This is a genomic window from Stenotrophomonas sp. HMSC10F06, assembly GCF_001807865.1.
Taxonomy (GTDB): Bacteria; Pseudomonadota; Gammaproteobacteria; order Xanthomonadales; family Xanthomonadaceae; genus Stenotrophomonas; species Stenotrophomonas bentonitica_A.
Window position 1 is genome coordinate 154,894 of record NZ_KV791297.1, and the last position, 25,577, is coordinate 180,470.

22 protein-coding genes and 1 tRNA gene are annotated in these 25,577 nt (G+C 67.1%); 10 read left to right on the forward strand and 13 right to left on the reverse strand.

Annotated features, from left to right (window positions below; translation table 11 throughout):
• Positions 1-36: 36 nt before the first annotated feature.
• Positions 37-112, reverse strand: a tRNA-Thr gene (locus HMPREF3113_RS13795).
• Positions 113-274: 162 nt separating this feature from the next.
• On the opposite strand from HMPREF3113_RS13795, the gene treA reads away from it, so the two are divergent.
• Complete coding sequence (treA, locus tag HMPREF3113_RS13800; protein WP_070473406.1) at positions 275-1,903, forward strand: alpha,alpha-trehalase TreA; 1,629 nt, start codon at positions 275-277, stop codon at positions 1,901-1,903.
• A gap of 24 nt (positions 1,904-1,927) precedes the next feature.
• On the opposite strand, the gene HMPREF3113_RS13805 is transcribed toward treA, so the two are convergent.
• From HMPREF3113_RS13805 to murJ, 6 genes are all read right to left on the reverse strand, one after another.
• A complete protein-coding gene (locus HMPREF3113_RS13805; RefSeq protein ID WP_070473408.1) occupies positions 1,928-3,808 on the reverse strand; it encodes a M61 family metallopeptidase in 1,881 nt (626 codons plus the stop codon).
• Positions 3,809-4,027: 219 nt separating this feature from the next.
• A complete protein-coding gene (ispH, locus tag HMPREF3113_RS13810) occupies positions 4,028-4,978 on the reverse strand; it encodes a 4-hydroxy-3-methylbut-2-enyl diphosphate reductase (protein ID WP_019184510.1) in 951 nt (316 codons plus the stop codon).
• A 53-nt stretch (positions 4,979-5,031) separates the two neighbouring features.
• Positions 5,032-5,538 carry a signal peptidase II gene (gene lspA / locus HMPREF3113_RS13815; protein WP_070473410.1) on the reverse strand — a complete coding sequence of 169 codons (507 nt, stop codon included), beginning with the start codon at positions 5,536-5,538 and terminating at the stop codon, positions 5,032-5,034.
• On the reverse strand, positions 5,538-8,369 hold the full coding sequence (gene ileS / locus HMPREF3113_RS13820) for an isoleucine--tRNA ligase (protein ID WP_070473412.1): 2,832 nt from the start codon (positions 8,367-8,369) through the stop codon (positions 5,538-5,540). Before ileS ends, lspA begins: the two co-directional genes overlap by 1 nt.
• Positions 8,366-9,313, reverse strand: coding sequence for a bifunctional riboflavin kinase/FAD synthetase (locus HMPREF3113_RS13825; RefSeq protein WP_070473413.1), 948 nt, complete (start codon positions 9,311-9,313; stop codon positions 8,366-8,368). Before HMPREF3113_RS13825 ends, ileS begins: the two co-directional genes overlap by 4 nt.
• 75 nt (positions 9,314-9,388) lie before the next feature.
• The gene (murJ, locus tag HMPREF3113_RS13830) at positions 9,389-10,993 is read right to left on the reverse strand and encodes a murein biosynthesis integral membrane protein MurJ (RefSeq protein WP_026069993.1); all 1,605 of its coding nucleotides are present in this window, start codon (positions 10,991-10,993) and stop codon (positions 9,389-9,391) included.
• A gap of 116 nt (positions 10,994-11,109) precedes the next feature.
• Between murJ and rpsT the strand changes: the two genes are divergently transcribed.
• A complete protein-coding gene (gene rpsT, locus HMPREF3113_RS13835) occupies positions 11,110-11,379 on the forward strand; it encodes a 30S ribosomal protein S20 (RefSeq protein WP_019184515.1) in 270 nt (89 codons plus the stop codon).
• A gap of 184 nt (positions 11,380-11,563) precedes the next feature.
• On the opposite strand, the gene obgE is transcribed toward rpsT, so the two are convergent.
• From obgE to rplU, 3 genes are all read right to left on the reverse strand, one after another.
• The gene (gene obgE / locus HMPREF3113_RS13840) at positions 11,564-12,616 is read right to left on the reverse strand and encodes a GTPase ObgE (RefSeq protein ID WP_046272194.1); all 1,053 of its coding nucleotides are present in this window, start codon (positions 12,614-12,616) and stop codon (positions 11,564-11,566) included.
• A gap of 194 nt (positions 12,617-12,810) precedes the next feature.
• Positions 12,811-13,071 (reverse strand): 50S ribosomal protein L27, encoded by a 261-nt coding sequence (gene rpmA / locus HMPREF3113_RS13845; RefSeq protein WP_019184517.1) that lies wholly within the window; start codon positions 13,069-13,071, stop codon positions 12,811-12,813.
• 15 nt (positions 13,072-13,086) lie between these two features.
• The gene (gene rplU / locus HMPREF3113_RS13850; protein ID WP_019184518.1) at positions 13,087-13,404 is read right to left on the reverse strand and encodes a 50S ribosomal protein L21; all 318 of its coding nucleotides are present in this window, start codon (positions 13,402-13,404) and stop codon (positions 13,087-13,089) included.
• Positions 13,405-13,699: 295 nt separating this feature from the next.
• Here rplU and uvrA point away from each other — a divergent pair, with 295 nt between their 5' ends.
• Together uvrA and HMPREF3113_RS13860 are read left to right on the forward strand one after the other, a co-directional pair.
• On the forward strand, positions 13,700-16,705 hold the full coding sequence (uvrA, locus tag HMPREF3113_RS13855; RefSeq protein ID WP_070473414.1) for an excinuclease ABC subunit UvrA: 3,006 nt from the start codon (positions 13,700-13,702) through the stop codon (positions 16,703-16,705).
• The gene (locus HMPREF3113_RS13860; RefSeq protein ID WP_019184520.1) at positions 16,705-17,112 is read left to right on the forward strand and encodes an acyl-CoA thioesterase; all 408 of its coding nucleotides are present in this window, start codon (positions 16,705-16,707) and stop codon (positions 17,110-17,112) included. Before uvrA ends, HMPREF3113_RS13860 begins: the two co-directional genes overlap by 1 nt.
• A gap of 97 nt (positions 17,113-17,209) precedes the next feature.
• Here HMPREF3113_RS13860 and HMPREF3113_RS13865 read toward each other — a convergent pair whose 3' ends face one another.
• Positions 17,210-17,659 carry a copper chaperone PCu(A)C gene (locus HMPREF3113_RS13865; protein ID WP_070473416.1) on the reverse strand — a complete coding sequence of 150 codons (450 nt, stop codon included), beginning with the start codon at positions 17,657-17,659 and terminating at the stop codon, positions 17,210-17,212.
• A 34-nt stretch (positions 17,660-17,693) separates the two neighbouring features.
• Here HMPREF3113_RS13865 and HMPREF3113_RS13870 point away from each other — a divergent pair, with 34 nt between their 5' ends.
• The 4 genes from HMPREF3113_RS13870 to HMPREF3113_RS13885 all read left to right on the forward strand — a co-directional run bounded on the left by HMPREF3113_RS13870 (position 17,694) and on the right by HMPREF3113_RS13885 (position 21,421).
• Positions 17,694-18,473 (forward strand): enoyl-CoA hydratase/isomerase family protein, encoded by a 780-nt coding sequence (locus tag HMPREF3113_RS13870; RefSeq protein WP_070473418.1) that lies wholly within the window; start codon positions 17,694-17,696, stop codon positions 18,471-18,473.
• Between the two features lie 192 nt (positions 18,474-18,665).
• A complete protein-coding gene (tesB, locus tag HMPREF3113_RS13875) occupies positions 18,666-19,574 on the forward strand; it encodes an acyl-CoA thioesterase II (RefSeq protein ID WP_026069994.1) in 909 nt (302 codons plus the stop codon).
• A gap of 1 nt (position 19,575) precedes the next feature.
• On the forward strand, positions 19,576-20,085 hold the full coding sequence (locus HMPREF3113_RS13880; RefSeq protein ID WP_070473420.1) for a putative signal transducing protein: 510 nt from the start codon (positions 19,576-19,578) through the stop codon (positions 20,083-20,085).
• 127 nt (positions 20,086-20,212) lie between these two features.
• Positions 20,213-21,421: an RNA polymerase sigma factor gene (locus HMPREF3113_RS13885; RefSeq protein ID WP_070473422.1), complete on the forward strand. Its 1,209-nt coding sequence runs from the start codon at positions 20,213-20,215 to the stop codon at positions 21,419-21,421.
• 57 nt (positions 21,422-21,478) lie between these two features.
• On the opposite strand, the gene HMPREF3113_RS13890 is transcribed toward HMPREF3113_RS13885, so the two are convergent.
• Positions 21,479-22,084, reverse strand: a complete 606-nt coding sequence (locus tag HMPREF3113_RS13890; protein ID WP_070473424.1) for an EF-hand domain-containing protein — start codon at positions 22,082-22,084, stop codon at positions 21,479-21,481.
• A 154-nt stretch (positions 22,085-22,238) separates the two neighbouring features.
• Here HMPREF3113_RS13890 and HMPREF3113_RS13895 point away from each other — a divergent pair, with 154 nt between their 5' ends.
• Together HMPREF3113_RS13895 and HMPREF3113_RS13900 are read left to right on the forward strand one after the other, a co-directional pair.
• On the forward strand, positions 22,239-22,994 hold the full coding sequence (locus HMPREF3113_RS13895; protein WP_019184527.1) for an arginyltransferase: 756 nt from the start codon (positions 22,239-22,241) through the stop codon (positions 22,992-22,994).
• Positions 22,995-23,031: 37 nt separating this feature from the next.
• Positions 23,032-24,237, forward strand: a complete 1,206-nt coding sequence (locus HMPREF3113_RS13900) for an endonuclease/exonuclease/phosphatase family protein (RefSeq protein ID WP_070473426.1) — start codon at positions 23,032-23,034, stop codon at positions 24,235-24,237.
• A gap of 148 nt (positions 24,238-24,385) precedes the next feature.
• Here HMPREF3113_RS13900 and purT read toward each other — a convergent pair whose 3' ends face one another.
• Entirely contained in the window at positions 24,386-25,573 is a 1,188-nt protein-coding gene (purT, locus tag HMPREF3113_RS13905; RefSeq protein ID WP_070473428.1) for a formate-dependent phosphoribosylglycinamide formyltransferase, read from the reverse strand.
• Positions 25,574-25,577: the final 4 nt, after the last annotated feature.

Below are 25,577 nucleotides of genomic sequence, written 5' to 3' on the forward strand. Positions count from 1 at the left end.
AAAGCCCCGACCAAGGCCGGGGCTTTTTGCTGTATCTGGTGCCGGAAATAGGAATCGAACCTACGACCTACGCATTACGAATGCGCCGCTCTACCAACTGAGCTATTCCGGCGAGGTCGTGAATTCTAGGGGGTGTCGACCACTTTGGTCAATCAGGGAAGCGCCCCACCATGGAAGCGCCCATGCCCCAATGCCCCGGTACGACCCGCTGCCGCCGCACCAGCCCTTGACGCGCCGGCCCCTACAGTGGGCTCCCCATCTCCGGAGGCATCCCATGCGCCCCTGTCCCCGCCTGGCCGGCCTGCTGCTGTCATCCCTGTTGTTGAGCGCCGCCGCGCAGGCACAAGGCACGGTGCCGACGCCGCAGACACCGGACCAGCAGTGGCAGCCCCTGTTCCAGCAGGTCCAGGGCGCGCACCTGTTCAAGGATCAGAAGACCTTCGCCGATGCGGTGCCCCGCCAGCCGGCGGCGACCGTCCTGACCGAGTGGCAGCGCGCCAGGACGCAGCCCGGATTCGACCTGGCAGCCTTCGTAGCCGAGCACTTCGCAGTGCCTGGTGACACCCAGCCCTACGTGCCGCCAGCGGGCGAGACGCTGCGCGCGCACATCGAGGGGCTATGGCCGGTGCTGACCCGCACCACCGGCACCGTGGATCCGAACGGCTCGCTGCTGCCGCTGCCCAAGCCCTACGTGGTGCCCGGCGGCCGCTTCCGCGAGGTGTACTACTGGGACAGCTACTTCACCCTGCTCGGGCTGGCCTCCAGTGGCCGCTGGCAGCAGGTGCGCGACATGGTGGACAACTTCGCGTTCCAGCTCGACAGCTACGGCCATATCCCCAACGGCAACCGCAGCTACTACCTGAGCCGCTCGCAACCCCCCTTCTTCAGCCTGATGGTGGATCTGCTCGCCACGCATGAAGGCGATGAGGCCTACCGCCGCTATCTGCCGCAGTTGCGCATCGAGCATGCGTTCTGGATGCGCGGCGCGGAAACGCTGGCAGCGGGGGAGGCGCGCGAACGCGTCGTGCGGCTGGCGGACGGGCAACTGCTCAACCGCTACTGGGACGACCGCGCGGTGCCGCGCACCGAATCCTGGATGGACGACGTGGCCACGGCTGCGCAGGCACCGCAGCGCACGCCCTCACAGATCTATCGCGATCTGCGCGCCGGCGCGGAGTCCGGCTGGGATTTCAGCTCGCGCTGGCTGGCCGAGCCGTCCGTGTTGGCGAGCATCCGCACCACCGCGATCGTACCGGTCGATCTGAACAGCCTGCTGTTCCATCTGGAAACCACGCTGGCCCGCGCCAGCAAGGCGGCCGGTGACCGCACGGCGGCACGCGCCTTCACCCGTCAGGCGAAGGCACGCCGGCACGCCATCAACGCGCTGCTCTGGGATGACGACCAGGGCTGGTACGTCGACCGCGATCTGGAGCGGGGGCAGACCCGCCCTGCCCTGACCGCGGCGGCGCTGTTCCCCTTGTGGCTGGACGTGGCGGATCGCGCGCAGGCGCGCCGTACCGCCCAGGCGGTGGAGACACAGTTGCTGCGCGACGGCGGCCTGCTGACCACCACCGTGGCAACCGGCCAGCAATGGGATGCCCCCAACGGCTGGGCGCCGCTGCAGTGGGTCGCCGTGGACGGGCTGCAGCGCCATGGGCAGGACACCCTCGCCCGCCGGATCGGCGTGCGCTTCCTGCACACCGTGCAGGTCGTGTATGAGCGCAAGGGCAAGCTGGTGGAGAAGTATGCGGTCGACGGCTCGGCCACGGGCGGCGGTGGCGGCGAATACCCGCTGCAGGATGGGTTCGGCTGGAGCAACGGGGTCACGTTGGCGCTGCTGGATCGGCTGTGTGCGCCGAAGCGCGTCTGCGACAGCGCGCAGGATGTGGAGGCCGCGGACTGATCCAGCGGCCGCCGCGGCGCGGGATCAGCGCGCCTTCCACAATTCCGCCAACCGATCCGGCTTGCCGGCGATGCGCTCCAGCGCCGGGTACTTCAGCCCGTCGTGGTAATCCAGCGTCACCGTGTCGATGCGATCGACGTTTTTCACCAGCAGCGTCAGCGGTGCCTTGTCGGTCCTGGCCGCGGTGATCGCCTCCTTCAACTGCTCGGCCTTGAACACGCGGCCATTGAGCGCGACCACGCTCATGCCGGGGGTCAGGCCGGCATTGAAGGCCGGGCTGTCCCACAGCACATCGCCGATGTAGCCGGATTCGCTGACCGACATTCCGATGGAGTAGAGCAGGTTGCTGTTCTTGCCGCGGGTTTCCTGTGCCTTGAACGCCTCGTTCGGTGTATCGGTGTACACCAGTTTCCAGCCAGCCGCTTCCAGGCCCCCGGTGAGCGGACCATGCCCGTCCAGGCGCTCGCGCAGGAAGCTGGCCCAGTTGAACGGCGCCACGCCGTTGAGCGTGCTCACCACCTCGTCGAAGGTGTAGGGATTTACATTCCAGTCGCCGTCGTTCATGCCGAAGAACGCCTTGGCGAAGTCGTCCAGCCCGCGCTTGTTACCCGTCAGCGCGCGCAGCTTGCCCTCCACCTCCAGCCAGACCATCTGGCCTCCGGAGTAGTAGTCCTCGCTCATCTGGTAGTTGCGGAAGGCCAATGCGCGGCGCTGGGCGATGGTCGGGTCGTTGGTGGTGTCCTGCAGGTTGCGCCAGGCCAGGCCCGGGCGACCACGATCGTAAGTGCCCGCCACATTGGCCAGCACGTCGCGGGTCTGTTGTGGGCTCCACAGCCCGGAGCGGGCGGCCAGCACCTGGCCCCAGAACTGGGTCTGGCCTTCGTACAGCCACAGCAGGCTGTCGCCCATCGGCACGTTGAAGTTGGCCGTGGTCAGATCGGCGCCACGACGGTACTTGCCGTTCCAGGAGTGATTGAACTCGTGCGGCAGCAGATCGCGGCCCAGCCAGGTCTTGTCCCACTCGGTGAAGTAGCCGGTGTCGCCGCTGTTCTCACTGGAGCGCTGATGCTCCAGGCCGATGCCGCCAAGCTTGTCGGTCAACGCCAGCAGGAACTCGTAGCGGTCGAAGTGGCGTGCGCCGTAGAGCTTGTACATCTGCTGCACCAGCGCGCGGTGCGCCTGGATCTGCTCTGGCTTGGCGGCCAGCGATTTGGCCTCATCGGCGAAGACATTCAGGTGCACCGGCACCTTCGCACCGGGGTCCAGATCGAAGCGCTGGAAGTGGCGGCCGGCGAACAGCGGCGAGTCGACCAGGTGGTCGTAGCTGATCGGCTTGAACACCACCGTGTCACCCTCGCGGCGCTCGGTATCCAGCGCGGTGGCGTACGACCAGCCCGGCGGCAGCGTGACGGTGGCCTGCGCCTGGATGTTGCGGGTGATCACCCCGGCCGGGTACAGCGAATTGGCATTCCACTGCAGGTTGAGCATGTCCGGGGTCATCACCACGCGCCCCTGGGCGCCCTGCGAAGAGAGGAACTTGAACTCGGCCACCACTTCGCTGGCGCCCTGCGGCACCTGCACGGTGAAGGCATAGACGTCGTACGGATCGCGCGTCCACTGCAGCGGCGTGCCGTTGGCGGTGACGACCAGGCCGGCGAGCTTGTCGATCGGGCCACTCGGTGAATGTGCCCCGGGCAACCACTGCGGGTACAGCAGGGTCAGTGGGCCGGGTCTGGCCGGCACCGTGGCCTTGACCTTGAAGATCCGTCGGCCGATGTCACGTGCGTCCACGTCGATGCGCAGCAGGCCGGGGAAGGCCACATCCTGCGGCGGCGGTGTCTGCGCCTGTACGCCGGTGGCGGACACGGCCAGCAACACGGACAGGGCAATGGCACGCATCTTCATCAGGCAGGCTCCAGCGGGGGAAGCCTCGATCCTAGCCCTGCGTTACCGCCCTGCCCCATGGCCAAAGGTCATGCGTCGCGTTGCGGCCATGATTGGCACAGCCGAGTGCGGTGACGTTCTGTCTGCCGGATGGGATCCGGGCCAACCGAGGTGTGCTGCCGGCCAGCGGCCGGCACTACCGGGGCAGCGCCACGGCATGCGTGGCGTCGCGATGCCTGGTCAGTCGACCAGTCGCAGGCGCAGTTCCTTCGGCAGCGCGAACACCATCGATTCCGGCTCACCGTCCAGTTCGCCGACGCCGGTGGCACCGAGTTCCTTCAGCCGCGCGATCACGCCATCCACCAGCACCTGCGGGGCCGAGGCACCGGCGGTCAGGCCGATGTGCTTCTTGCCGGCGACCCACGCCGGATCGATCTCGTCGGCACCGTCGATCAGGTAGGACTCCACGCCATCACGGCGCGCCAGTTCACTCAGGCGGTTGGAGTTGGAGCTGTTCGGCGAGCCGACCACCAGCACCAGGTCGCAACGCTTGGCCAGGTCGCGCACGGCGTCCTGGCGGTTCTGCGTGGCGTAGCAGATGTCGTCGTTCTTCGGGCCCTGCATCGCCGGGAAGCGGGTGCGCAGGGCGTCGATGATGCTGCGCGTGTCATCCACCGACAGCGTGGTCTGGGTGGTGTAGGCGAAGTTCTCCGGCTGGTCGATGACCAGCGTGGCGACGTCCTCCACGTCTTCCACCAGGTAGATCTGGCCGGTGCCGCGCTCGCGGCTCCACTGCCCCATCGTGCCTTCCACTTCCGGGTGCCCGGCGTGGCCGATCAGCACCACGTCGCGGCCGGCGCGACAGTGGCGGGCCACTTCCAGGTGCACCTTGGTGACCAGCGGGCAGGTCGCGTCGAACACCTTCAGGCCACGTCGGTCGGCTTCCTGGCGCACGGCCTGGGAAACGCCGTGGGCACTGAAGATCACCGTGTTGTCGTCCGGCACTTCGTCGAGCTCCTCGACGAAAATTGCACCGCGGGCCTTGAGGTCATCGACTACGAACCGGTTGTGCACGACCTCGTGGCGCACGTAGATCGGCGCACCCAGGGTCTCGATCGCGCGCTTGACGATCTCGATCGCACGATCGACACCGGCACAGAAACCACGCGGATTGGCGAGCAACACATCCATCGGTCAGATACTCCGGCCGGCGTGAGCCGGGTTGTTACGGATACAGGAGGGAATTATCCCGCTTTTTTGGCAGCCTTGCCGTCGAACAGGCCGAACAGGGCGATACCCACCGCGCCGACCACGATCGCCGAGTCGGCGATGTTGAACGAGGGCCAGTAATGGTCCCCGATATGCCACTGGATGAAATCGACCACGTGACCGTGCATGAGGCGGTCGATCACGTTACCGATCGCCCCGCCGATCACCAGCGCGTAAGGCACGGCGCTGCGCCAGGCGCCGCGAGGGGTGCCCCACATCCAGTAGGCCATCAGGCCGCTGATGCCCACTGCCAGTGCGGTGAAGAACCACAGCTGCCAGCCACCGGCATCGCTCAGGAAGCTGAATGCCGCACCGGTGTTATAGGTGCGGAACCAGTTCCAGAAGCCCTCGATGACCACCACCGGCTCGTACTCGGGCAGGCTGGACAGCACCCAGGCCTTGCTCCACTGGTCGGCGATGATGATCGCCGCCGAGAGCAGCAGCCAGATCAGCGCGTTCGGACGCGGACGGGCGGCGGCCATCAGAACCACCGCCGGTCTTCGCCGGCCCCATCGATGTTGGTCACGCAGCGGCCACACAGTTCCGGATGCGCAGCGACCGAGCCCACATCGGCGCGGTAATGCCAGCAGCGCACGCACTTCTGCTTGCCGGTCGGCTGGGCGCTGACGAACACCTCATCGGTGGTCGCCGGGCGTACCTGCACGTCACCGCTGATCAGCAGGAAGCGCAGCTCCTCGGCCAGCGGCTGCCAGCGCGCGGCGGTCTCGGCATCGGCGGCGACGGTGATCTCCGCTTCCAGCGCCGCACCGATCGCACCATTGGCGCGCATCGGCTCAAGCACCTTGGCGACCTGCTCGCGCAGGGCCAGCAGCTGGTCGAAATCGGCCGCGTTGAGCGGTGCGTCGGCCGGCAACGGGGCCAGGCCCTCGTACCACGTGGCGAACAGCACGTTCTCCTTGCGCTCGCCCGGCAGGTACCCCCACAGCTCATCGGCGGTGAAGCTCAGGATCGGCGCGATCCAGCGCGTGAACGCTTCGGCGATGTGGTACATCGCGGTCTGCGCCGAGCGGCGGCCGCGCGAGTCCACCGGCATGGTGTACAGGCGGTCCTTGGTGACATCCAGATACACCGAGCCCAGATCCACGCTGCAGAAGTTCAGCAGCAGCTGCACGATCTCGGCCATGTTGTAGCCGGTGTACGCCGCCTTGATCTTCTCCTGCACCTCGAAGGCGCGATGCACGATCCAGCGGTCCAGCGCGACCATGTCGGCCGGGGCCACCCGATGCTGGGCCGGGTCGAAGCCGTCCAGGTTGCCGAGCAGGAAGCGCGCGGTGTTGCGCAGGCGCCGGTAGGCATCCGCGTTTCGCTTGAGGATTTCCTGCGACAGCGACATTTCATTGCTGTAGTCGGCCGAGGCGATCCACAGGCGCAGGATGTCCGCGCCCAGGGTCTTCATGATGTCCTGCGGCTCGATGCCGTTGCCCAGTGACTTGGACATCTTGCGGCCCTTCTCATCCACGGTGAAGCCGTGGGTGAGGCACTGCTTGTACGGGGCCTGTTTGTCGATGGCCACGCCGGTCAGCAGCGAGGACTGGAACCAGCCGCGGTGCTGGTCCGAGCCTTCCAGGTACAGATCGGCCGGCTTGCCGAAGCCACGCGCCAGCAGCACGCCTTCATGGGTCACGCCCGAGTCGAACCAGACATCGAGGATGTCGGTGACCTTCTCGTACTGCGGCGCTTCATCGCCCAGCAGCTCGGCGCTGTCCAGGGAGTACCACACGTCGATGCCTTCGGCCTGCACGCGGTCGGCGACCTGCTGCATCAGCTCGACGGTACGCGGGTGCGGCTCACCGGTTTCACGATGGGTGAACAGCGCGATCGGCACACCCCAGGTGCGCTGGCGGCTGATGCACCAGTCCGGACGGCCATCGACCATCGAGCCGATGCGCGCCTTGCCCCAGCTCGGGAACCAGCCGACGTTGTCGATCGCGGCCATCGCATCGCTGCGCAGGTTGGCCTTGTCCATCGAGATGAACCACTGCGGGGTGGCACGGAACACGACCGGGGTCTTGTGGCGCCAGCAGTGCGGGTAGCTGTGCACGATCTCGACATACGCCAGCAGCGCACCGGACGCGCGCAGCACATCGACGATCAGCGGCTGCGCCTTCCACAGGTGCACGCCGGCCAGCTCGACATCGCCGGCCGGCGGGGTCGAGGACAGGTACACGCCGCGGCCGTCGACCGGATTGATCTGGCCTGCGTTGTACTTCTCCATCAGCCCGTACTGCTGGCTGACCACGAAGTCTTCCTGGCCGTGGCCGGGGGCGGTATGCACCGCACCGGTACCGTCTTCGTCGGAGACGTGCTCGCCGTTGAGCAGCGGGATGTCGCGCTGCGGATAGAACGGATGGGCCAGCAGCAGGTTCTCCAGCGCGGCGCCGGTGGCACGGCCGTGCACGACCAGGCCGTCCACGCCATAGCGCTGCAGCGAACGCTCGGCCAGTGCGGCGGCCAGCACCAGCCAACGGCGCTTGCCGTGGTGGGCCGGGCCTTCGGCCAGCACATACTCGATCTCCGCACCGAGCGACACCGCCAGCGAGGCTGGCAGCGTCCACGGGGTGGTGGTCCAGATCGGCACCGCGACCTCGACATCGGCCGGCAGGGTCGCGCCGAAGCGCGCGGCCAGCTGCTGCGAATCACGCGACACGTAGGCCACGTCGATCGCCGGCGAGGTCTTGTCCTGGTATTCGATCTCGGCCTCGGCCAGCGCCGAGCCACAGTCGAAGCACCAGTGCACCGGCTTGGCGCCGCGCACGATGTGACCGTTGGCGAACACCTTGGAGAGCGCGCGGATCTCGTTGGCTTCGAAATCGAAGCTCAGCGTCTTGTACGGGTTGTCCCAATCGCCGATCACGCCCAGGCGCTTGAAGTCGCGGCGCTGCAGTTCGATCTGCTCTTCGGCGAACTCGCGGCACTTCTGGCGGAACGCGACCGCATCGAGCTTGACGCCGACCTTGCCCCACTTCTTCTCGACCGCGATCTCGATCGGCAGGCCGTGGCAATCCCAGCCCGGCACGTAGGGCGCATCGAAGCCGGCCAGGTAGCGCGACTTGACGATGATGTCCTTGAGGATCTTGTTGACCGCGTGGCCCAGGTGGATCTGGCCGTTGGCGTAGGGCGGGCCGTCATGCAGCACGAACAGCGGGCGGCCCTGCGCGTTGTCGCGCAGGCGGGCGTAAAGGCCCTCGTCCTCCCAGCGCGACAGAATGCCCGGCTCGCGCTTGGGCAGGTCGCCGCGCATCGGGAATTCGGTTGCCGGCAGATGAAGGGTGGCTTTGTAGTCCTGGCTCACGCAGTGGCTCGCAATCTGTGTTCGGAAAGGATGTGACGGGCCTGTTCGGCGTCACGGTGCATCTGGTCGGTCAACGCGGCCAGATCGTGGAACTTTTCTTCGTCGCGCAACTTGGCGACGAATTCGACATCGATGTGGCGACCGTACAGGTCGCCCTGGAAATCAAACAGGTGCGCCTCCAGCAGCGGCTCCACGCCCTCCACGGTGGGACGCGTACCGAAGCTGGAGACCGAGGGCCACGGCTGGTCGAACACGCCGTGGACCCAGGTGGCATAGATCCCCGACAGCGCCGGTGTCTTCGGGAAGCGCAGGTTGGCGGTCGGGAACCCCAGCGTACGGCCCAACTGGCGGCCGCGCACTACCCTGCCCCCAATCGTATACGGCCTGCCCAGCAGATCGCCGGCGTGGCTGAAATCACCGGCGCGCAGCAACTGGCGGATGCGGGTGCTGGAGATGCGCTCACCGTGCAGATCCACCGGCTCGATCTCGTCGGCACTGAAGCCACGCTCGCGACCCATCGCCTGCAGCAGGGCCAGATCACCGCGGCGGCGGTTGCCGAAGCAGAACTCCGGCCCGATCCACACCTCGCGCGCGCTCAGCCGGTGCACCAGCAGCTGCTCGACGAAATCCTCGGCCTGCATCGCGGCCATGCGCGCGTCGAAGCGCAGCAGGCCGATCGCGTCCACGCCGAGCTCGCGCAGCATCGCGACCTTGTCGCGGGCCAGGGTCAACCGCGGCGGCGGCTCGCCCTGGGCGAAGTACTCGCGCGGCAGCGGCTCGAAGGCCACTGCCACAGCGGCCACGCCCAGTGCGCGCGCGCGCGAAACGGCGTGGCGCACCAACGCACGATGACCCAGGTGCAGGCCGTCGAATGCGCCGATGCAGACCACGCTTCCGTGCGGGAACAACTGCCCGCCTTCGACGCTTCTAAACAGCCTGCTCATCTACGTGGAATGCGGCCCACCAGGGCCGATGCTTTGCAAGAGATAGCCATGAAGTATAGCCGGGCTGCCCCCGGATCAATGCTCCCGCAGGTGGCGCGGGCGGAAGCCCATCGCGATCAGGGCCACCAGGTAGGTCAGGCCACCGCCGCCGACCAGCAGCGCGAGGTTGCCGATCCGGTGCCATTTGTCCATGCCGGTGAAGTCCGCCATCCCGTAACGCAGGGCCAGCAGCACCGCCACCATGGCCACGCAGGCCAGCCCCAGCTTGGTGACATAGCCGCCCCAGCCCGGCTTGGGCTGATACACATCGGTCTTGCCCAGCCAGTACCAGAGCAGGCCCAGGTTCAGATAACTGGACAGCGCGCTGGCAATGCCCAGCGCCAGGTGCAGGCCTGGCTGCTTGCCCAGCGCGACCCACACGCCCTGCGCCTTGAGCGCGTCGGGCACCATCACCTGGTACAGCACGGCCAGCAGAATGAAGTTGAACACCATGTTGGCCACCAGCGCGGCCACGCCGGCGCGGACCGGGGTACGGGTGTCCTGGCGGGCGTAGAAGGCCGGCAGGACCACCTTGAGCAGCGCGAACGCCGGCAGCGCGAAGCTCAGGCCGTACACCGACAGCGCGGTCATCCGGGTATCGAAGGCGGTGAAACGCCCGTACTGGAAGACCGTGGCGATCAGCGGCTCGGCCAGCAGCAGCAGGCCCAGCATGGCCGGAACGGCGATCAGCAGGGTCGTGCGCAGGCCCCAGTCCAGCGCACTGGAGAAGCCGGCCTTGTCGGTGCTCACATGGTGGCGGGCCAGCGCCGGCAGGATCACCGTGCCCAGCGCCACCCCGAACACGCCCAGCGGCAGCTCCAGGAAGCGGTCGGCCAGCGACAGCCAGGACTGCGAGCCGTCGGTCAGCTTGGCGGCGATCACGGTATCGAGCAGCAAGTTGATCTGCGCGATCGAAGAACCGAACAGGGTCGGCACCATCAGGGTCAGCACCTTGCGCACGCCCGGATGCCGCCAGCCCCAACGCGGCAGGGTCAGCAGGTTGATCCCTTTCAGCGAGGGCAGCTGGAACAGCAGCTGCAGCAGCCCGGCCGCCAGCACCGCCCAGCCCAGCGCCAGGATCTGCTTCTCCGGCGTACCACCCAGCCGCGGGGCCAGCCACAGCGCACCGGCGATCATGCACAGGTTGAGGATGACCGGGGTCAGCGCCGGCATCGCGAACTTCTGGAAACTGTTGAGCGCCCCGCCCGCCAGGGCGGTCAGCGAGACGAACAGCAGGAACGGGAAGGTCAGCCGGAACAGGTCCACCAGCAGGCCATGCTTGGCCGGGTCGGTATCCACCCCGCTGGAGAACAGGGTCGCCAGCTGGGGCGCGAAGATCAGCGCCAGCGCGGTGACCAGCAGCAGGACCCCGCCCAGGGTGCCGGCCACCCGCGACATCAGCTCGCGCAGTTCGGCGTGCGAGCGGGTTTCCTTCACTTCCGTGAACACCGGGACGAAGGCGGTGGCGAACGAGCCCTCGGCGAACAGGCGGCGCAGGAAATTGGGCACCCGGAAGGCGACCCAGAAGGCGTCGGTCACCGCATTGGTGCCGAACGTGGTGGTGATGACCAGGTCGCGAACCAGCCCCAACACCCGCGAAATCATGGTCATGCTGCTGAAAGACAGCAGGCCCCGCAACATCCTTGGTGAACTCACCCGTGTTCCCTCTTGACAATTGACTTGACGTACATTTTTCGAGCCATCATACTTTCCAGCTTGCTGTTCCCATTACACCGATTTTTCAGGAAACCACCACTGTGGCCAATATCAAGTCCGCCAAGAAGCGCGCCAAGCAGACCGTCGTGCGCAACGCGCGCAATACGGCTCAGCGTTCGATGCTGCGCACCGCTGTCAAGAAGGTGATCAAGGCTCTGGATGCCAATGACGCCGCCGGCGCCGAGGCAGCCTTCGCTGTTGCCCAGCCGATCCTCGACCGTTTCAGCTCGCGTGGTCTGATCCACAAGAACAAGGCTGCTCGCCACAAGAGCCGCCTGACCGCGCGCATCAAGGCCATCAAGGCCGCCTGATACGGCGCTGTGGGTGTCGTAGAGCCACGCCACGCGTGGCTTCGATCCAGCCGCAGAGAAAAGCCCGGCCCCGGCCGGGTTTTTTGTTGCCTGCGATCTGCGACGTCCAGCCCGGCTGGCGGCGACGGCGGCACCACAGAAAAACCCGGCCGGAGCCGGGTTTCTCAGGGGCGCGCGGGTGCGCTCAGTACGCATCGCGCGCTTGCGCCTCGTCTTCCTTCTGGCGATCGAAGAAGGCCATGATGTTGTTCATGATCGGCCAGGTGCCTTCACGGCCCAAGGCCGAGACCAGGTACCACGGCTGGGTCCAGCCCAGCTCGGCGATGATCTTCTCGGCGGCGGCCTTGGCCTCGTCCTCAAACATCAGGTCGGCCTTGTTCAGCACCAGCCAGCGCGGCTTGTTCAGCAGCTCCGGGTCGTGCTTTTCCAGCTCGCGCTCGATCGCCCGGACCTGCTCGATCGGCGAGACACCTTCCACGCCACCTTCCATCGGGGAGATGTCCACGAGGTGCAGCAGCAGGCGGGTGCGCTGCAGGTGGCGCAGGAACTGCGCGCCCAGGCCGGCACCATCGGCCGCACCCTCGATCAGGCCGGGAATATCGGCGATCACGAAGCTGCGGTAGTTCTCCACGCGCACGACGCCCAGATTGGGGTACAGCGTGGTGAACGGGTAATCGGCGACCTTCGGGGTCGCGGCGGAGACCGCGCGGATCAGCGTGCTCTTGCCGGCGTTCGGGAAGCCCAGCAGGCCCACGTCGGCCAGCAGCTTCAGCTCGAGCTTGAGCAGGCGCTCTTCACCCTCTTCGCCCGGCAGCGCCTGGCGCGGGGAGCGGTTGGTGGAGCTCTTGAAGTGCATGTTGCCCAAGCCACCACGGCCGCCCTTGGCGACCAGCAGGCGGTCGCCGTGACCGGTCAGGTCGCCGATCACCTCATCGGTGCTGACGTTCATGATCACAGTGCCGACCGGCACGGTGATGACCAGGTCTTCGCCGCCCTTGCCATAGGCCTGGCGGCCCATGCCGTTCTCGCCGCGCTGCGCCTTGAAGATGCGGTCATGGCGGAAGTCGACCAGGGTATTGAGGTTCTCGTCGGCGCGGATCCACACGCTGCCGCCATTACCGCCGTCGCCACCGTCCGGCCCGCCCAGCGGAATGAACTTCTCGCGACGGAAACCGATGCAGCCGTTGCCGCCATTGCCGGCGATCACCTGGATTTCTGCTTCGTCTACAAGTTTCATGATTCTGGATGCCAATCTGGAGGCGGCGGGCGCGAGGTGCACCCCACCGCAGAGTCTAACGGCCCCGGTACGATCCAGGGCCGGCGGCGGGAAATGTCCCGCCCGATATTCGATACCAACGAAAAACCCCGCCGAAGCGGGGCTTTCGTCAGCGACCCCACGCCGTGGCGTGGGCGCCTGCGTACCGCTGAAGATCAGGCTTCGGCGACGACGCTGACGGTACGACGCTTCTTCGGGCCCTTGACCGAGAACTCCACCTTGCCGTCGACGAGCGCGAACAGGGTGTGGTCACGGCCGAGGCCAACGCCGGTACCCGGGTGGAACTGGGTGCCGCGCTGACGCACGATGATGTTGCCGGCGTCGATGGCCTGGCCACCGAAGATCTTGACGCCGAGGTATTTCGGGTTGGAGTCGCGACCGTTGCGCGATGAGCCTACGCCCTTCTTATGTGCCATGACTGCTTCTCCTTATTACTTGCTGCCACCGGCAATGCCGGTGATCTCGATTTCGGTGTAGTACTGACGGTGACCCTGGCGCTTCATGTGGTGCTTACGGCGACGGAACTTGATGATCCGGACCTTGTCGGCACGACCCTGCGACACGACCTTGGCGGTGACCGAAGCGCCGCTCAGCGCGTCGCCCAGCTTGATGCCATCGCTGTCGCCCAGCATCAGGATGTTGTCGAACTTGATCTCGTTGCCGACTTCGACTTCGAGCTTTTCAACGCGGAGCGTTTCGCCCTGCGCCACGCGGTATTGCTTACCGCCGGTTACCAGTACTGCGTACATGACCAGACTTCCTCTGTAGTTATTGTGGTCTATGGACTGCCGCCATCGAGGGCGGACAGAAGCGGAATTTTAATGACTTCAACCACTTCGGGTCAACCCACCCCCTGCTCTGACCCGGATTTGGCTGAATACGGTTCAGGAAACCGGCTGGCGGGGTCTCAGGGAATGAGACATGGGGGTGGCAAAGTCCGCGATTGCCCCCAAATCCCAAGCTCGGTAGGCTGACCGATTGCCGTTTCCGATTGCCCCACCCGCTTGCCGGCTCGCTGAGCCGAAGCCCCACAACGGATCCCCCATGGCGATGGATTTCATCCGCATCCGCGGCGCGCGGACGCACAATCTCAAGAACATCGATCTCGACCTGCCCCGCGACAAGCTCATTGTCATCACCGGCCTGTCCGGCTCGGGCAAGTCCTCGTTGGCGTTCGACACCATTTACGCCGAAGGCCAGCGCCGTTACGTCGAGTCGCTGTCGGCCTATGCCCGCCAGTTCCTCAGCGTGATGGAAAAGCCGGACCTGGACCACATCGAGGGCCTGTCCCCGGCGATCTCGATCGAGCAGAAGTCGACCTCGCACAACCCGCGCTCGACCGTCGGCACGATCACCGAGATCTACGACTACCTGCGCCTGCTGTACGCCCGCGTCGGCAGCCCGCGCTGCCCGGACCACGGCTACCCGCTGGAGGCGCAGACGGTCAGCCAGATGGTCGACCACGTGCTCACTCTGGACGCCGAGCAGCGCTACATGCTGCTGGCCCCGGTGATCCGCGAGCGCAAGGGCGAGCACGCCCAGGTCTTCGACCAGCTGCGCGCGCAGGGGTATGTGCGCGTGCGCGTGGATGGCCAGCTGCATGAAATCGATGCGGTACCGCCGCTGGCGCTGCGCCAGAAGCACACCATCGAAGCGGTGATCGACCGTTTCCGCCCGCGCGAGGACATCAAGCAGCGCCTGGCCGAGAGCGTTGAAACCGCGCTGAAGCTGGGCGACGGCATGGTCTCGGTGCAGTCGCTGGATGTGGAGGATGCGCCTGCGCATCTGTTCTCGTCCAAGTACAGCTGCCCGGTCTGCGATTACTCGCTGCCGGAGCTGGAACCGCGCCTGTTCTCGTTCAACTCGCCGGTCGGCGCCTGCCCGGGCTGCGATGGCTTGGGCATGGCCGAATTCTTCGATCCCTCGCGCGTGGTGGTGCACCCGGAGTTGTCGCTCTCGGCCGGTGCCGTGCGCGGCTGGGACCGCCGCAATGCGTATTACTTCCAGCTGATCGCCTCGCTGGCCAAGCACTACAAGTTCGACACCGACGCCCCCTGGCAGAGCCTGCCCGAGGATGTGCGCCAGGCCGTGCTGTACGGCAGCGGCGATGAAACCATCACCTTCACCTACTTCACCGAAGCCGGTGGCCGCACCCAGCGCAAGCATCGCTTCGAGGGCATCATTCCCAACCTCGAGCGCCGCTACAAAGAAACCGAATCGGCCGCGGTGCGCGAAGAGCTGGCCAAGTACATCAGCGAACGCAACTGCCCCGAGTGCAACGGCCAGCGCCTGAACAAGGCTGCGCGCAACGTGTTCGTGGCCGACCGTGCACTGCCCGAACTGGTGGTGATGCCGATCGACGACGCGCTGAAGTTCTTCAGCGGCATGACCCTGCCCGGCTGGCGCGGCGAGATCGCCGGCAAGATCGTCAAGGAGATCGGTGAACGCCTCGGCTTCCTGGTCGATGTCGGGCTGGATTACCTCACCCTGGAGCGCAAGGCCGACACCCTCTCCGGTGGCGAAGCCCAGCGCATCCGGCTGGCCTCGCAGATCGGTGCCGGCCTGGTCGGCGTCATGTACGTGCTGGATGAGCCGTCCATCGGCCTGCACCAGCGCGACAACGAGCGTCTGCTCGGCACCCTGACCCGCCTGCGCGACCTCGGCAACACGGTGATCGTGGTCGAGCATGACGAAGACGCGATCCGCCTGGCCGACTACGTGCTGGATATCGGTCCGGGCGCGGGCGTGCATGGCGGCGAGATCGTCGGCCAGGGCACCCTGCAGGACATCCTGGATGCGCCGCGTTCGCTGACCGGCCAGTACCTGTCGGGCAAGCGCGCCATCGAGATCCCGGCGCGCCGGCACAAGCCGAACCCGAAGATGACGCTGCACCTGCGCGGTGCCAGCGGCAACAACCTCAAGGGCGTGGACCTGGATATTCCGTCGGGCCTGCTGACCTGCATCACCGGCGTGTCCGGCTCGGGCAAGTCGACCCTGATCAACGACACCCTGTTCTCGCTGGCCGCCAACGAGATCAACGGCTCATCGCACCCGATCGCCCCCTACAAGGAAGTGGACGGGCTGGATCTGTTCGACAAGGTGGTGGACATCGACCAGTCGCCGATCGGCCGCACCCCGCGCTCGAACCCGGCCACCTATACCGGCCTGTTCACGCCGCTGCGCGAGCTGTATGCGCAGGTCCCCGAAGCGCGTGCGCGCGGCTATTCGCCGGGGCGTTTCAGCTTCAACGTGCGCGGCGGCCGCTGCGAAGCGTGCCAGGGCGATGGCCTGATCAAGGTGGAAATGCACTTCCTGCCGGACGTGTACGTGCCCTGCGATGTCTGCCATGGCAAGCGCTACAACCGCGAAACGCTGGAGATCCTCTACAAGGGCTACAACATCAACGACGTGCTGCAGATGACCGTCGAAGATGCGCTGAAGCTGTTCGAGCCGGTGCCGAGCATTGCGCGCAAGCTGGAAACGCTGGTCGACGTGGGCCTGAGCTACATCAAGCTGGGCCAGAGCGCGACGACGTTGTCCGGTGGCGAAGCGCAGCGTGTGAAGCTCTCCAAGGAACTGTCGCGCCGCGATACCGGCCGCACGCTGTACATCCTGGATGAGCCGACCACCGGCCTGCACTTCCACGATATCGAGGCGCTGCTCGGCGTGCTGCACAAGCTGCGCGACGAAGGCAACACGGTGGTGGTGATCGAGCACAACCTGGACGTGATCAAGACCGCCGACTGGATCGTCGATCTGGGTCCGGAAGGCGGCCATCGCGGTGGCACCATCCTGGTCACAGGTACGCCGGAAGACGTGGCGGCCTGCCCGACCTCGTACACCGGCCAGTTCCTTGCCAAGATGCTGCCTTCCACCAGCGCGCGCCCGGAACAGCCGGCGGCCGTGGCCAACAAGCCCGACGCCCGCCCGCCGCGCAAGGCCAAGCCGGAAAAGCCGGCCAAGGTGGCCAAGAAGGCGGTTGCCGCCACGCGTGCGGCAACCCCCAGCAAAACCAGCCCTGCCAAGACCACGAAGGCGAAGAAGAAGTAATGAGCAGCGAACACAAGATCCTCGCCCGCGTACCGATCAGCGTCCGCTGGCGCGACATGGACAGCATGGGCCACGTGAACAACGCCAAGTACATCTCCTACCTGGAAGAAGCGCGTGTGCGCTGGATGCTGGGGGTGGAGGGCGTTTCGATGACCGACCGCATCGCACCGGTAGTGGCGGCGACCAACGTCAACTACCGCCTGCCGATCGTGTGGCCCAACGACATCGTGGTGGAGCTGTTCGTCGAGCGCCTCGGCAACAGCAGCGTGACCATCGGCCACCGCATCGTGGACGAGAAGAACGACAGCACGCTGTATTCGGACGGCAACGTGGTGGTGGTCTGGATGGACACGCAGACCGGCAAGAGCGCGCCGTTGCCCGAGGCGATCCGCACCGCGTCGAGCTGATGGGTTCCGCCGCGTCAAGCTGACAGGTTTCGCCGCGCCGAACTGAAAGGTAGTGCCGGCCATCGGCCGGCACTACCGTTCTACGCCCCATGAAGGTTTACGGTACCGCGCTGCGCACCTGCAACGTTCCATCCACCTTGCGCCCGTCTTCCAGGCTCAGCCGCAACGGCAGCTGCGCCCCCGCTTTCAGCGCCACCTCCGGCTGCATCAACATCAGGTGCAGGCCACCGGGTTTCAGCTCGACCGTCGCGCCCGCCGCGATGGGCATGCGCTCCACCGCGCGCATGCGGCTGACCCCGTCCACCAGCGTGGTTTCGTGCAGCGACACATCGCCGAACGCTTTGCTGCCGGCAGCGACCACCACCACCGGGGCGCGACAGTCATTGCGGATCTGGCCGTAGCCGGCCGCCATCGGCATCGCGCCCGGAGGCAGGCGAAGCCAACCATCGCGCAGCGACACGCAGGCGGGCTCCCCCGCCATGGCCACCGCCGATGCTGCGAACGCACACACCCCCAACAATACGCACACGAATGGTTTGGTTATCATCGGCTTCGTTCCCTGTCCGCAACGAGACTGCAGCATGACGACGCTCATCGAGGTGATCAACCATGGCCCCATCCGCGAACTGCGGCTGGCGCGTCCCCCGGTCAATGCGTTGGACACCGAGCTGTGCCGGCACCTGATCCAGGCGATCAACCAGGCCATGGCCGATGACGTGCACGGCATCGTGCTCTCGGGCAGCGAGCGCATCTTCAGCGCTGGCATGGACGTGCCGCACCTGCTCAGCCACGGCGAGGACAAGCACAAGCTGCTGGACAGCTGGCAGGCCTTCTTCGGCGCAGTGCGCACGCTTGCCGAATGCCGCGTACCGGTAGTGGCCGCCCTGACCGGGCACGCCCCGGCCGGTGGCTGCGTGCTCGCCCTGTGCTGCGACTACCGGATCATCGCGCGCAGCCCCGATGCCGCCCATCCCACCGTGATCGGCCTGAACGAGGTCCAGGTCGGGCTGGTTGCGCCGGAAGGGATCCAGCGCCTGATGCGCCGCGTGGTCGGGCATCACCGGGCCACCACCCTGCTGGTCGGCGGCGAGATGGTGCCGGCCGAGCGTGCGCTGGAGATCGGGCTGGTCGATGAGGTGGTCGATGCCGACCTGGTCGTGGCCCGCGCCGTGGCCTGGCTGCAGGCCCTGCTCAAGCTGCCGCGGCAGCCGATGCTGCTGACCCGCACCATCGCCCGCGCCGACCTGCACGAGGCCCTGCACGCCGATCTGATCCAGCTCGACCGCTTCGTCGAGGCCTGGTACGCCCCGGACGCCCAGCAGGCGCTGCAGGGGCTGGTGGCCAGGCTGGGCAAGGGATGACCCACCACGGCTGACGCACCCGCGCACACCGGTAGTGCCGGCCACTGGCCGGCGCTTCTCGACGCCATGTACACCGGTAGTGCCGGCCGCTGGCCGGCAACCAGGCAATGAATGATAGAAGTGGTGCGTGGTTGCCGGCCATGGGCCGGCACTACCCTATAATTTGCGTTCGCCCACCCCAGGTTGCTTCCCTTGTCCGCCACGCACGAACCCGTCGTTTCCGAGCTGATCGACCTGCTCTCGCTCGAACGCCTGGAAGACAATCTGTTCCGCGGCCAGAGCCGCGATATCGGCACCAAGTACGTCTTTGGCGGCCAGGTGCTGGGCCAGGCGCTGTCGGCCGCCCAGAAGACCGTCGAGAACGGCCGCCACGTGCATTCGCTGCACGCCTACTTCCTGCGCGCGGGCAACATCGACCATCCCATCGTCTATGACGTGGACCGCACCCGCGATGGCGGCAGCTTCTCCGTGCGCCGGGTCACCGCGATCCAGCACGGCAAGGTGATCTTCTTCTGCGCGGCCTCGTTCCAGCAGGCCGAGACCGGCGCCGAGCACCAGCACAAGATGCCGGAAGTGCCGCAGCCCGAAGACATCGAGCCGAACCAGCCGCTGCCGCAGGCGGTCCTGGATCGCCTGCCGATCAAGGTGCAGCGCTGGCTCTCGCGGGGCGGCCCGTTCGAGTTCCGCCACGTGTACCCGCGCGATGAACTCAATCCGCCCAAGCGTCCGCCGTACCACCAGGTGTGGCTGCGCCTGAACGAAACCGTTGGCGATGCCCCTGAGCTGCACCAGGCGCTGCTCGCCTACGCCTCGGATTTCCATCTGCTCGGCACCGCGACCTTCCCGCACGGCATCAGCTACTACCAGCCGCACGTGCAGATGGCCTCGCTGGACCACGCGATCTGGTTCCACCGCCCGTTCCGCGCCGACGATTGGCTGCTGTACTCGCTCGACAGCCCCAGCGCGCAGGATTCGCGCGGACTGGCGCGTGGCCAGTTCTTCACCCGCAACGGCATCCTGGTCGCCAGCACCGCGCAGGAAGGCCTGATCCGGGTGGTCGAGGACAGTGCCGCGGCCGCCGCCGTACCGGCCAAGGACTGACATGAGACAGATCTTCAACAGCCAGCGCGTGGAAACCGTCGAAGGCGTGGCCCAGCTGCTGCGCGACGCCGGCATCGAAGTGCGCATCACCAACGGACGCTCGTACCACAGCAAGCGCGGCAGCCAGTTCAGCTATCTGGACAAGGAAAAGGCCACGACCCATCCGACCCTGTGGGTGGTGCATGCCGACGACCAGCCGCGCGCGCGCGAGATCCTGCGCGATGCGCGCCTGCTGGAAACCACCCGCCGCGACCACCCGACCGCGCAGTTCGCGTTCCGCGACGAAGTCGCCCAGGCCGATGCCCCGCGCAACTGGGCCTGGCGCATCCGCATCGGCCTGCTGCTGGTGATCGCTGCCGTGGCGATGGTGGTGGTCATGCGCCACCGCGGCGCGCCGGTGGTGGCGCCCGCCCCGGCACCGGTGACCCAGCCGGCCTCGACGCCGACCGCACCGGCGGCCACCCCACCGGAAGAAGAGGAAGTGCGGGTCCGGATCCAGCCCACCGAATAACAGTGCCGGCCGCTGGCCGGCTCCTCGTGGGGTTTGAAGCCTGCAGAGCCGGCCAGCGGCCGGCACTCTCCGGTCACATCCCGGCCCGGCACGCGTCATGATGGGACCATCCCCGGGGGAGGACACCATGACGCCGCATCCGCTGACCACCACGCTCGAACGCGAGCTGCCCGCCGCCGCCGGTGGCTGCCAGCAGTCCTACGGCCGCATCGTGCTGGCCTGCCAGAACACGGTCACCGCGATCGCGCTGGCGATCACCCGCGACGTGCACGCCAGTGAGGACATCGCGCAGGAGGCCTTCATCAAGGCCTGGCAGCAGCTCAACCAGTTGCACAGCCATGCCAGCTTCCTGCCATGGCTGCGCCAGATCACCCGCAACCTGGCCCGCGACTGGCTGCGCGCCAACCGCGGCCGTCCGCTCTCCGGCGAAGCCGCCGAAATCGCCATCAACATGGCTGCCGACCCCAGCCCGAGCGCCCCGGAGCACCTGCAGCGGGTGGAAGAGGAACTGGCGGCCGAAGAGATCATCTCGGCGCTGCCCGAAGACAGCCGCGAGACCCTGCTGCTGTATTACCGCGAAGGCCAGAGCTCGCAGCAGGTCGCCGATCTGCTCGGCCTCAGCGATGCCGCCGTGCGCAAGCGCCTCTCGCGCGCTCGCGCCACCGTGCGCGACGAGATGATGCGCCGCTTCAGCGAGTTCGCGCGCAGCAGCGCGCCGAGCGCGGCGTTCGCCACGACAGTGGTCTCGATGGTGCTGGTCGCCGCGCCCGGTACGGCCAGTGCCGCGATCCTGCTCGGCACCGGGCTGGGCACCAGCAAGCTCGGGCTGGGCGGTGCCAGTGTTTCCGGCGGTGCCGCCCTGGGTTCACTGAGTGCGGCGGCCAGCCAGAGCCACGTGCTGCCGCCGGATTTCGCCTGGGGTGCGATCGCCGGCAGCGTGGTCGGGGGCGTACTGGGCAGCTACCTGGGGGGCCGTTACCTGCTCTCCTACGCCGAGAACGAGAGTGAGCGAGCCGCCATCCGTGGGTTCGTGCACTACAGCACGTTCACTGCCATGCTGACGTGCGTCGCCGTCTTCGCCCTGAGCTTCCTGCCGCTGGCCTGGTATTGGCCCGTGGTGGCGTTGGCGATCGGGCTTGGCCTGATCAACTATCAGTGTCTCGTTCCGCTGCAGCGGATCATGGCCCCGATGATCGCGCGCGATGCGGCGCGCCATGGACGCACCGGCCCGAACTGGAAATACGAGTCGCTGTACGGCCGCAAGGCGCTGTGGGTGATGAACCTGTTCGTGGTCGGCACCATCGTCTGGGCGATGTACAGGAACGGCCGGATCTGACACAGAAAAGCGCCGGTCGATGACCGGCGCTTTCGTCCTGCAGCTTCAGCGGACGGCTTACTTCGCCGCCGGTGCCTTCGGCGCCATCGGCAGCTTGCCGTCGCGGTGCTTGCCATCGCGATGATCGCCACGCGGGCCACCGAACGGGCCCTTGGCCGCATCGAACTCGGCCTTGCTCAGCTGGCCGTCCTTGTTGGTGTCGGCCGCGGCGAACCAGGCATCACGATGCTGCTTCATGCGCAGCTCGCGGTCGGCCTTGTCCAGGTAGCCATCCTTGTTGACGTCCCTCTCATCAAAGCGCGCGGCCAGGCGCGGATCGGCCTTGGCCTCCTCACGGCTGATGCGGCCATCCTTGTTGGTGTCCAGCTTGGCCATCCAGTCGCCGCGGCCACCCGGGCCACGCCCGTGGCGCTTGCCGTGCCAGCGCGGCAGTTCCTCGCGGGAGAGCTTGCCGTCCTTGTTGGTATCCAGGGTATCGAACTGCGCGGCCAGACGCGGGGCCTTCGCCGCTTCGGCGCGGTCGATGAAGCCATCGCCATTGGTGTCCAGCTTGGCACGGGCGGGCTTGTCGCCGGCGGCGGGCGTATCGGCAGCGACCGCCAGGCCGGCAGCACCGGTGGACAGCAGCAGGGCCAGCAGCAGGAGGGATTTGCGGTTGCGCATGGGTAACTCCGGTTCGTGAGGGAAACTGCGTGCGGTGCGTGGCACCCACACCGGTAACAACGCGCGGGCACCAGCACCGTTGACAGCCCGGCCGGCCGTGTTCATTTGGCAGACAGTCGCGGCGGCTGCGACGGCGCGGGGCTATGCTGTAGGCATGGCAATACACGGCGACCGCGACGACGAGCTGCGACTGTTCCAGACCGGCGACCACCCCTGTGGCTACTGGCCGGAACGGGCCGCACGCGATCTGGTGCTCGACCCCAACGATCCGCGGCTGGGCACGCTGTACCCGATGGCGCTGGGCTGGGGCTTCCGCCGCTCCGGCGATCTGGTCTACCGCCCGCACTGCGCCGACTGCCACGCCTGCGTGGCGGTGCGCATCCCCGTGGCCCGCTTCGCACCGGACCGCAGCCAGCGCCGCTGCCTGGCGCGCAACGCGGATCTGGAAGTGCGGATCGTCGCGGCCGAGCAGACCGACGAGCAGTTCGCGCTGTACCACCGTTACCTGACCCATCGCCACGCGCAGGGCGGGATGGACGAGCACGGTCCGCACGAGTTCGACCAGTTCCTGATCGGGCGCTGGTCGCAGGGCCGTTTCATTGAAATCCGCGGCCCGGCCGCGGACGGCCACCGCGGCCCCCTGCTCGCGGTCGCCGTGACCGATGTCACCCCGCAGGGGCTCTCGGCGGTCTATACCTTCTTCGACCCGGACCAGGCCCATCGCGGCCTGGGCACCTTCGCGATCCTGCAGCAGATCGCCTGGGCCCAGCGCGAGCAGCTGCCGCACCTGTACCTGGGTTACTGGATCCGCGACCACCGCAAAATGGACTACAAGCGACGGTTCCGCCCGCTGGAGGCCTACGATGGGCGCCGCTGGCACGCCTTCGATGACGAACGGGACGGCCGCTGACGCAACACTGACACCGTGCCGGGTGCAAAATAGGCGGATGAAAGCCCATCCCCTGATCCTTGCCCTGGCCCTGCTCTGCGGCGCCTGCGCACAGACCCCTGCCAAGACCGCCGCCATGCCGGAGACTGCTTCCGCACCGCTGCGGATCGCCACCTACAACACCTCCCTGTACAGCGACGAGACCGGCGGCCTGATCGCCGAGCTCGAAGGCGACAGCGAACACGCGCGCAAGATCGCCGCCGTCCTGCAGCAGGTCCGCCCGGATCTGGTGCTGCTCAACGAGTTCGACTACGACGACGCCCACCGCGCTGCCGACCTGTTCCAGCAGCGCTACCTGGAAGCCGCCCAGCCCGGCGGTGGCGAGCCGCTGCACTACGCTTACCGCTACCTCGCCCCGGTCAACACCGGCGTGCAGAGCGGCCTGGACCTGGACAACAACGGCGAGATCGGCGGCGAAGGCCGCGCCCGTGGCAACGATGCCTGGGGCTACGGCCTGCACCCGGGCCAGTACGGCATGCTGGTGCTGTCGCGCTACCCGATCGACGCGGCCAAGGTCCGCAGCTTCCAGCTGCTGAAGTGGAGCACCATGCCCGGCGCGCTGCGCCCGATCGATCCGCGCACCGGTAAATCCTTCTACAACGACCACGTCTGGTCGCAGCTGCGCCTGTCCTCCAAGTCGCATTGGGACGTGCCGGTGAACACCCCGAACGGCACCGTGCACGCCCTGGTCTCGCACCCCACCCCGCCGGTCTTCGACGGCCCGGAAAAGCGCAACGCCGCCCGCAACCACGACGAACTGCGCCTGTGGCACGACTACCTCAAGGACCGCGACACGTCCTGGCTGTGCGATGACCGTGGCCACTGTGGCGGCCTTCCGCAGGATGCGCGCTTCGTCATCCTCGGCGACCTCAACAACGACCCGATCGACGGCGACGGCCGCCACGAAGCCATCGTCGAACTGATCGAAAACCCGCGTGTCCTGCGCTACCCCACCCCACGCAGCGTGGGCGCAGAGCAGACCAGCCTGGCCTACGCCGAAAAAGGCATCGTCCGCAAGGGCGCCCCCTTCCACGCCACCGGCGACTTCGGCCCCAAATCCGGCACCATGCGCCTGGATTACGTCCTGCCCTCGGTCGGCTTCAGCTACCTCGGCAGCGGCGTGTTCTGGCCCGCCAATGACAGCCCGGAAGCAAAAATCGCCGACGGCAGCGACCACCACCTGGTGTGGGTCGACCTGAAGTAAGGCCCGCGTCGCTCTTAACAAAAAACGGCGAGCCAAGGCTCGCCGTTTTTCGTTTGCTCCGCTGTTCGAACCGCGCAACCGACCTTCCACGAGGAGGTGATCGGGCAGCCCGATCACCTCACACCGGCAGCACCCAAGGCGCCCTGCCTCACGACCGCAACTCGATCCCGATCGCCTCGGCGGCCTCACGCGCGATCTTCCGCGCCTCATCGATGTCCCCGCCACGCGCCAGCGTCACCCCGACCCGGCGATGCCCATGCACGCTCGGCTTGCCGAACAACCGCAGTGCCGAATCCGGATGCACCAGCGCCGCGGCCACGTTGCTGAAGAACGGGACACCCTCGCCGTGTGCCAACAGCGCGCACGAGGCTGACGGACCGCTCTGGCGGATCACCGGAATCGGCAGCCCCAGAATCGCGCGCGCATGCAGCGCGAACTCGCTCAACTCCTGCGAGGCCAACGTCACCAGGCCCGTGTCATGCGGCCGCGGCGACACTTCGCTGAACCACACCTCGTCGCCCTTCACGAACAACTCGACCCCGAACAGGCCCCAGCCCCCCAGCTCGTCGGTGATCGCCTGCGAAATTTCCTCCGCCCGTGCCAGCGCGCGCGGCGACATCGGCTGCGGCTGCCAGCTCTCGCGGTAGTCACCGTCTTTCTGCCAATGCCCGATCGGGGCACAGAACGACGTCCCACCGGCATGACGCACGGTCAGCAGCGTGATCTCGTACTCGAAGTCGATGAAGCCTTCCACGATGCAGCGCCCGGCACCGGCACGGCCGCCGGTCTGCGCGTACTCCCAGGCCGGCGCGATGTCCGCGTCCTGGCGCAGCGTGCTCTGGCCCTTGCCCGAGGAGGACATCACCGGCTTGACCACGCACGGCAGCCCGATCGCGGCCACGGCGGCACGGTACTCAGCGTCGGTATCCACGAAGCGGTACGGCGAGGTCGGCAGGCCCAGCGTCTCGGCGGCCAGACGGCGGATGCCCTCACGGTCCATGGTCAGGCGCGCGGCACGCGCGGTCGGCACGACCCGCAGGCCCTGCTCCTGTTCCAGCTGGACCAGCGTCTCGGTGTGGATCGCCTCGATCTCCGGCACCACCAGGTGCGGCTTCTCCTGCGCGATCAGCGCGCGCAGCGCCATCGCGTCGAGCATGTCGATCACGTGCGAGCGATGCGCCACCTGCATCGCCGGGGCATCGGCATAACGGTCGGCGGCGATCACTTCCACCCCCAGCCGCTGCAGTTCGATGGCGACCTCCTTGCCAAGTTCACCGGACCCCAGCAGCAGCACACGGGTGGCGGAAGGAGACAGCGGCGTACCGAGCGTGGACATGGCG

Bases quoted from the DNA above. Each gene is read 5' to 3' on its own strand.
- ispH (WP_019184510.1), bottom strand. From the start codon at position 4,978: ATGGATGTGTTGCTCGCCAATCCGCGTGGTTTCTGTGCCGGTGTCGAT.
- obgE (WP_046272194.1), bottom strand. From the start codon at position 12,616: ATGAAACTTGTAGACGAAGCAGAAATCCAGGTGATCGCCGGCAATGGC.
- HMPREF3113_RS13865 (WP_070473416.1), bottom strand. From the start codon at position 17,659: ATGATAACCAAACCATTCGTGTGCGTATTGTTGGGGGTGTGTGCGTTC.
- HMPREF3113_RS13860 (WP_019184520.1), top strand. From the start codon at position 16,705: ATGAGCAGCGAACACAAGATCCTCGCCCGCGTACCGATCAGCGTCCGC.
- uvrA (WP_070473414.1), top strand. From the start codon at position 13,700: ATGGCGATGGATTTCATCCGCATCCGCGGCGCGCGGACGCACAATCTC.
- HMPREF3113_RS13885 (WP_070473422.1), top strand. From the start codon at position 20,213: ATGACGCCGCATCCGCTGACCACCACGCTCGAACGCGAGCTGCCCGCC.
- HMPREF3113_RS13825 (WP_070473413.1), bottom strand. From the start codon at position 9,313: ATGAGCAGGCTGTTTAGAAGCGTCGAAGGCGGGCAGTTGTTCCCGCAC.
- murJ (WP_026069993.1), bottom strand. From the start codon at position 10,993: ATGTTGCGGGGCCTGCTGTCTTTCAGCAGCATGACCATGATTTCGCGG.
- HMPREF3113_RS13805 (WP_070473408.1), bottom strand. From the start codon at position 3,808: ATGAAGATGCGTGCCATTGCCCTGTCCGTGTTGCTGGCCGTGTCCGCC.
- purT (WP_070473428.1), bottom strand. From the start codon at position 25,573: ATGTCCACGCTCGGTACGCCGCTGTCTCCTTCCGCCACCCGTGTGCTG.
- lspA (WP_070473410.1), bottom strand. From the start codon at position 5,538: ATGGCCGCCGCCCGTCCGCGTCCGAACGCGCTGATCTGGCTGCTGCTC.
- treA (WP_070473406.1), top strand. From the start codon at position 275: ATGCGCCCCTGTCCCCGCCTGGCCGGCCTGCTGCTGTCATCCCTGTTG.
- HMPREF3113_RS13890 (WP_070473424.1), bottom strand. From the start codon at position 22,084: ATGCGCAACCGCAAATCCCTCCTGCTGCTGGCCCTGCTGCTGTCCACC.
- HMPREF3113_RS13880 (WP_070473420.1), top strand. From the start codon at position 19,576: ATGAGACAGATCTTCAACAGCCAGCGCGTGGAAACCGTCGAAGGCGTG.
- rplU (WP_019184518.1), bottom strand. From the start codon at position 13,404: ATGTACGCAGTACTGGTAACCGGCGGTAAGCAATACCGCGTGGCGCAG.
- HMPREF3113_RS13900 (WP_070473426.1), top strand. From the start codon at position 23,032: ATGAAAGCCCATCCCCTGATCCTTGCCCTGGCCCTGCTCTGCGGCGCC.
- HMPREF3113_RS13870 (WP_070473418.1), top strand. From the start codon at position 17,694: ATGACGACGCTCATCGAGGTGATCAACCATGGCCCCATCCGCGAACTG.
- rpmA (WP_019184517.1), bottom strand. From the start codon at position 13,071: ATGGCACATAAGAAGGGCGTAGGCTCATCGCGCAACGGTCGCGACTCC.
- HMPREF3113_RS13895 (WP_019184527.1), top strand. From the start codon at position 22,239: ATGGCAATACACGGCGACCGCGACGACGAGCTGCGACTGTTCCAGACC.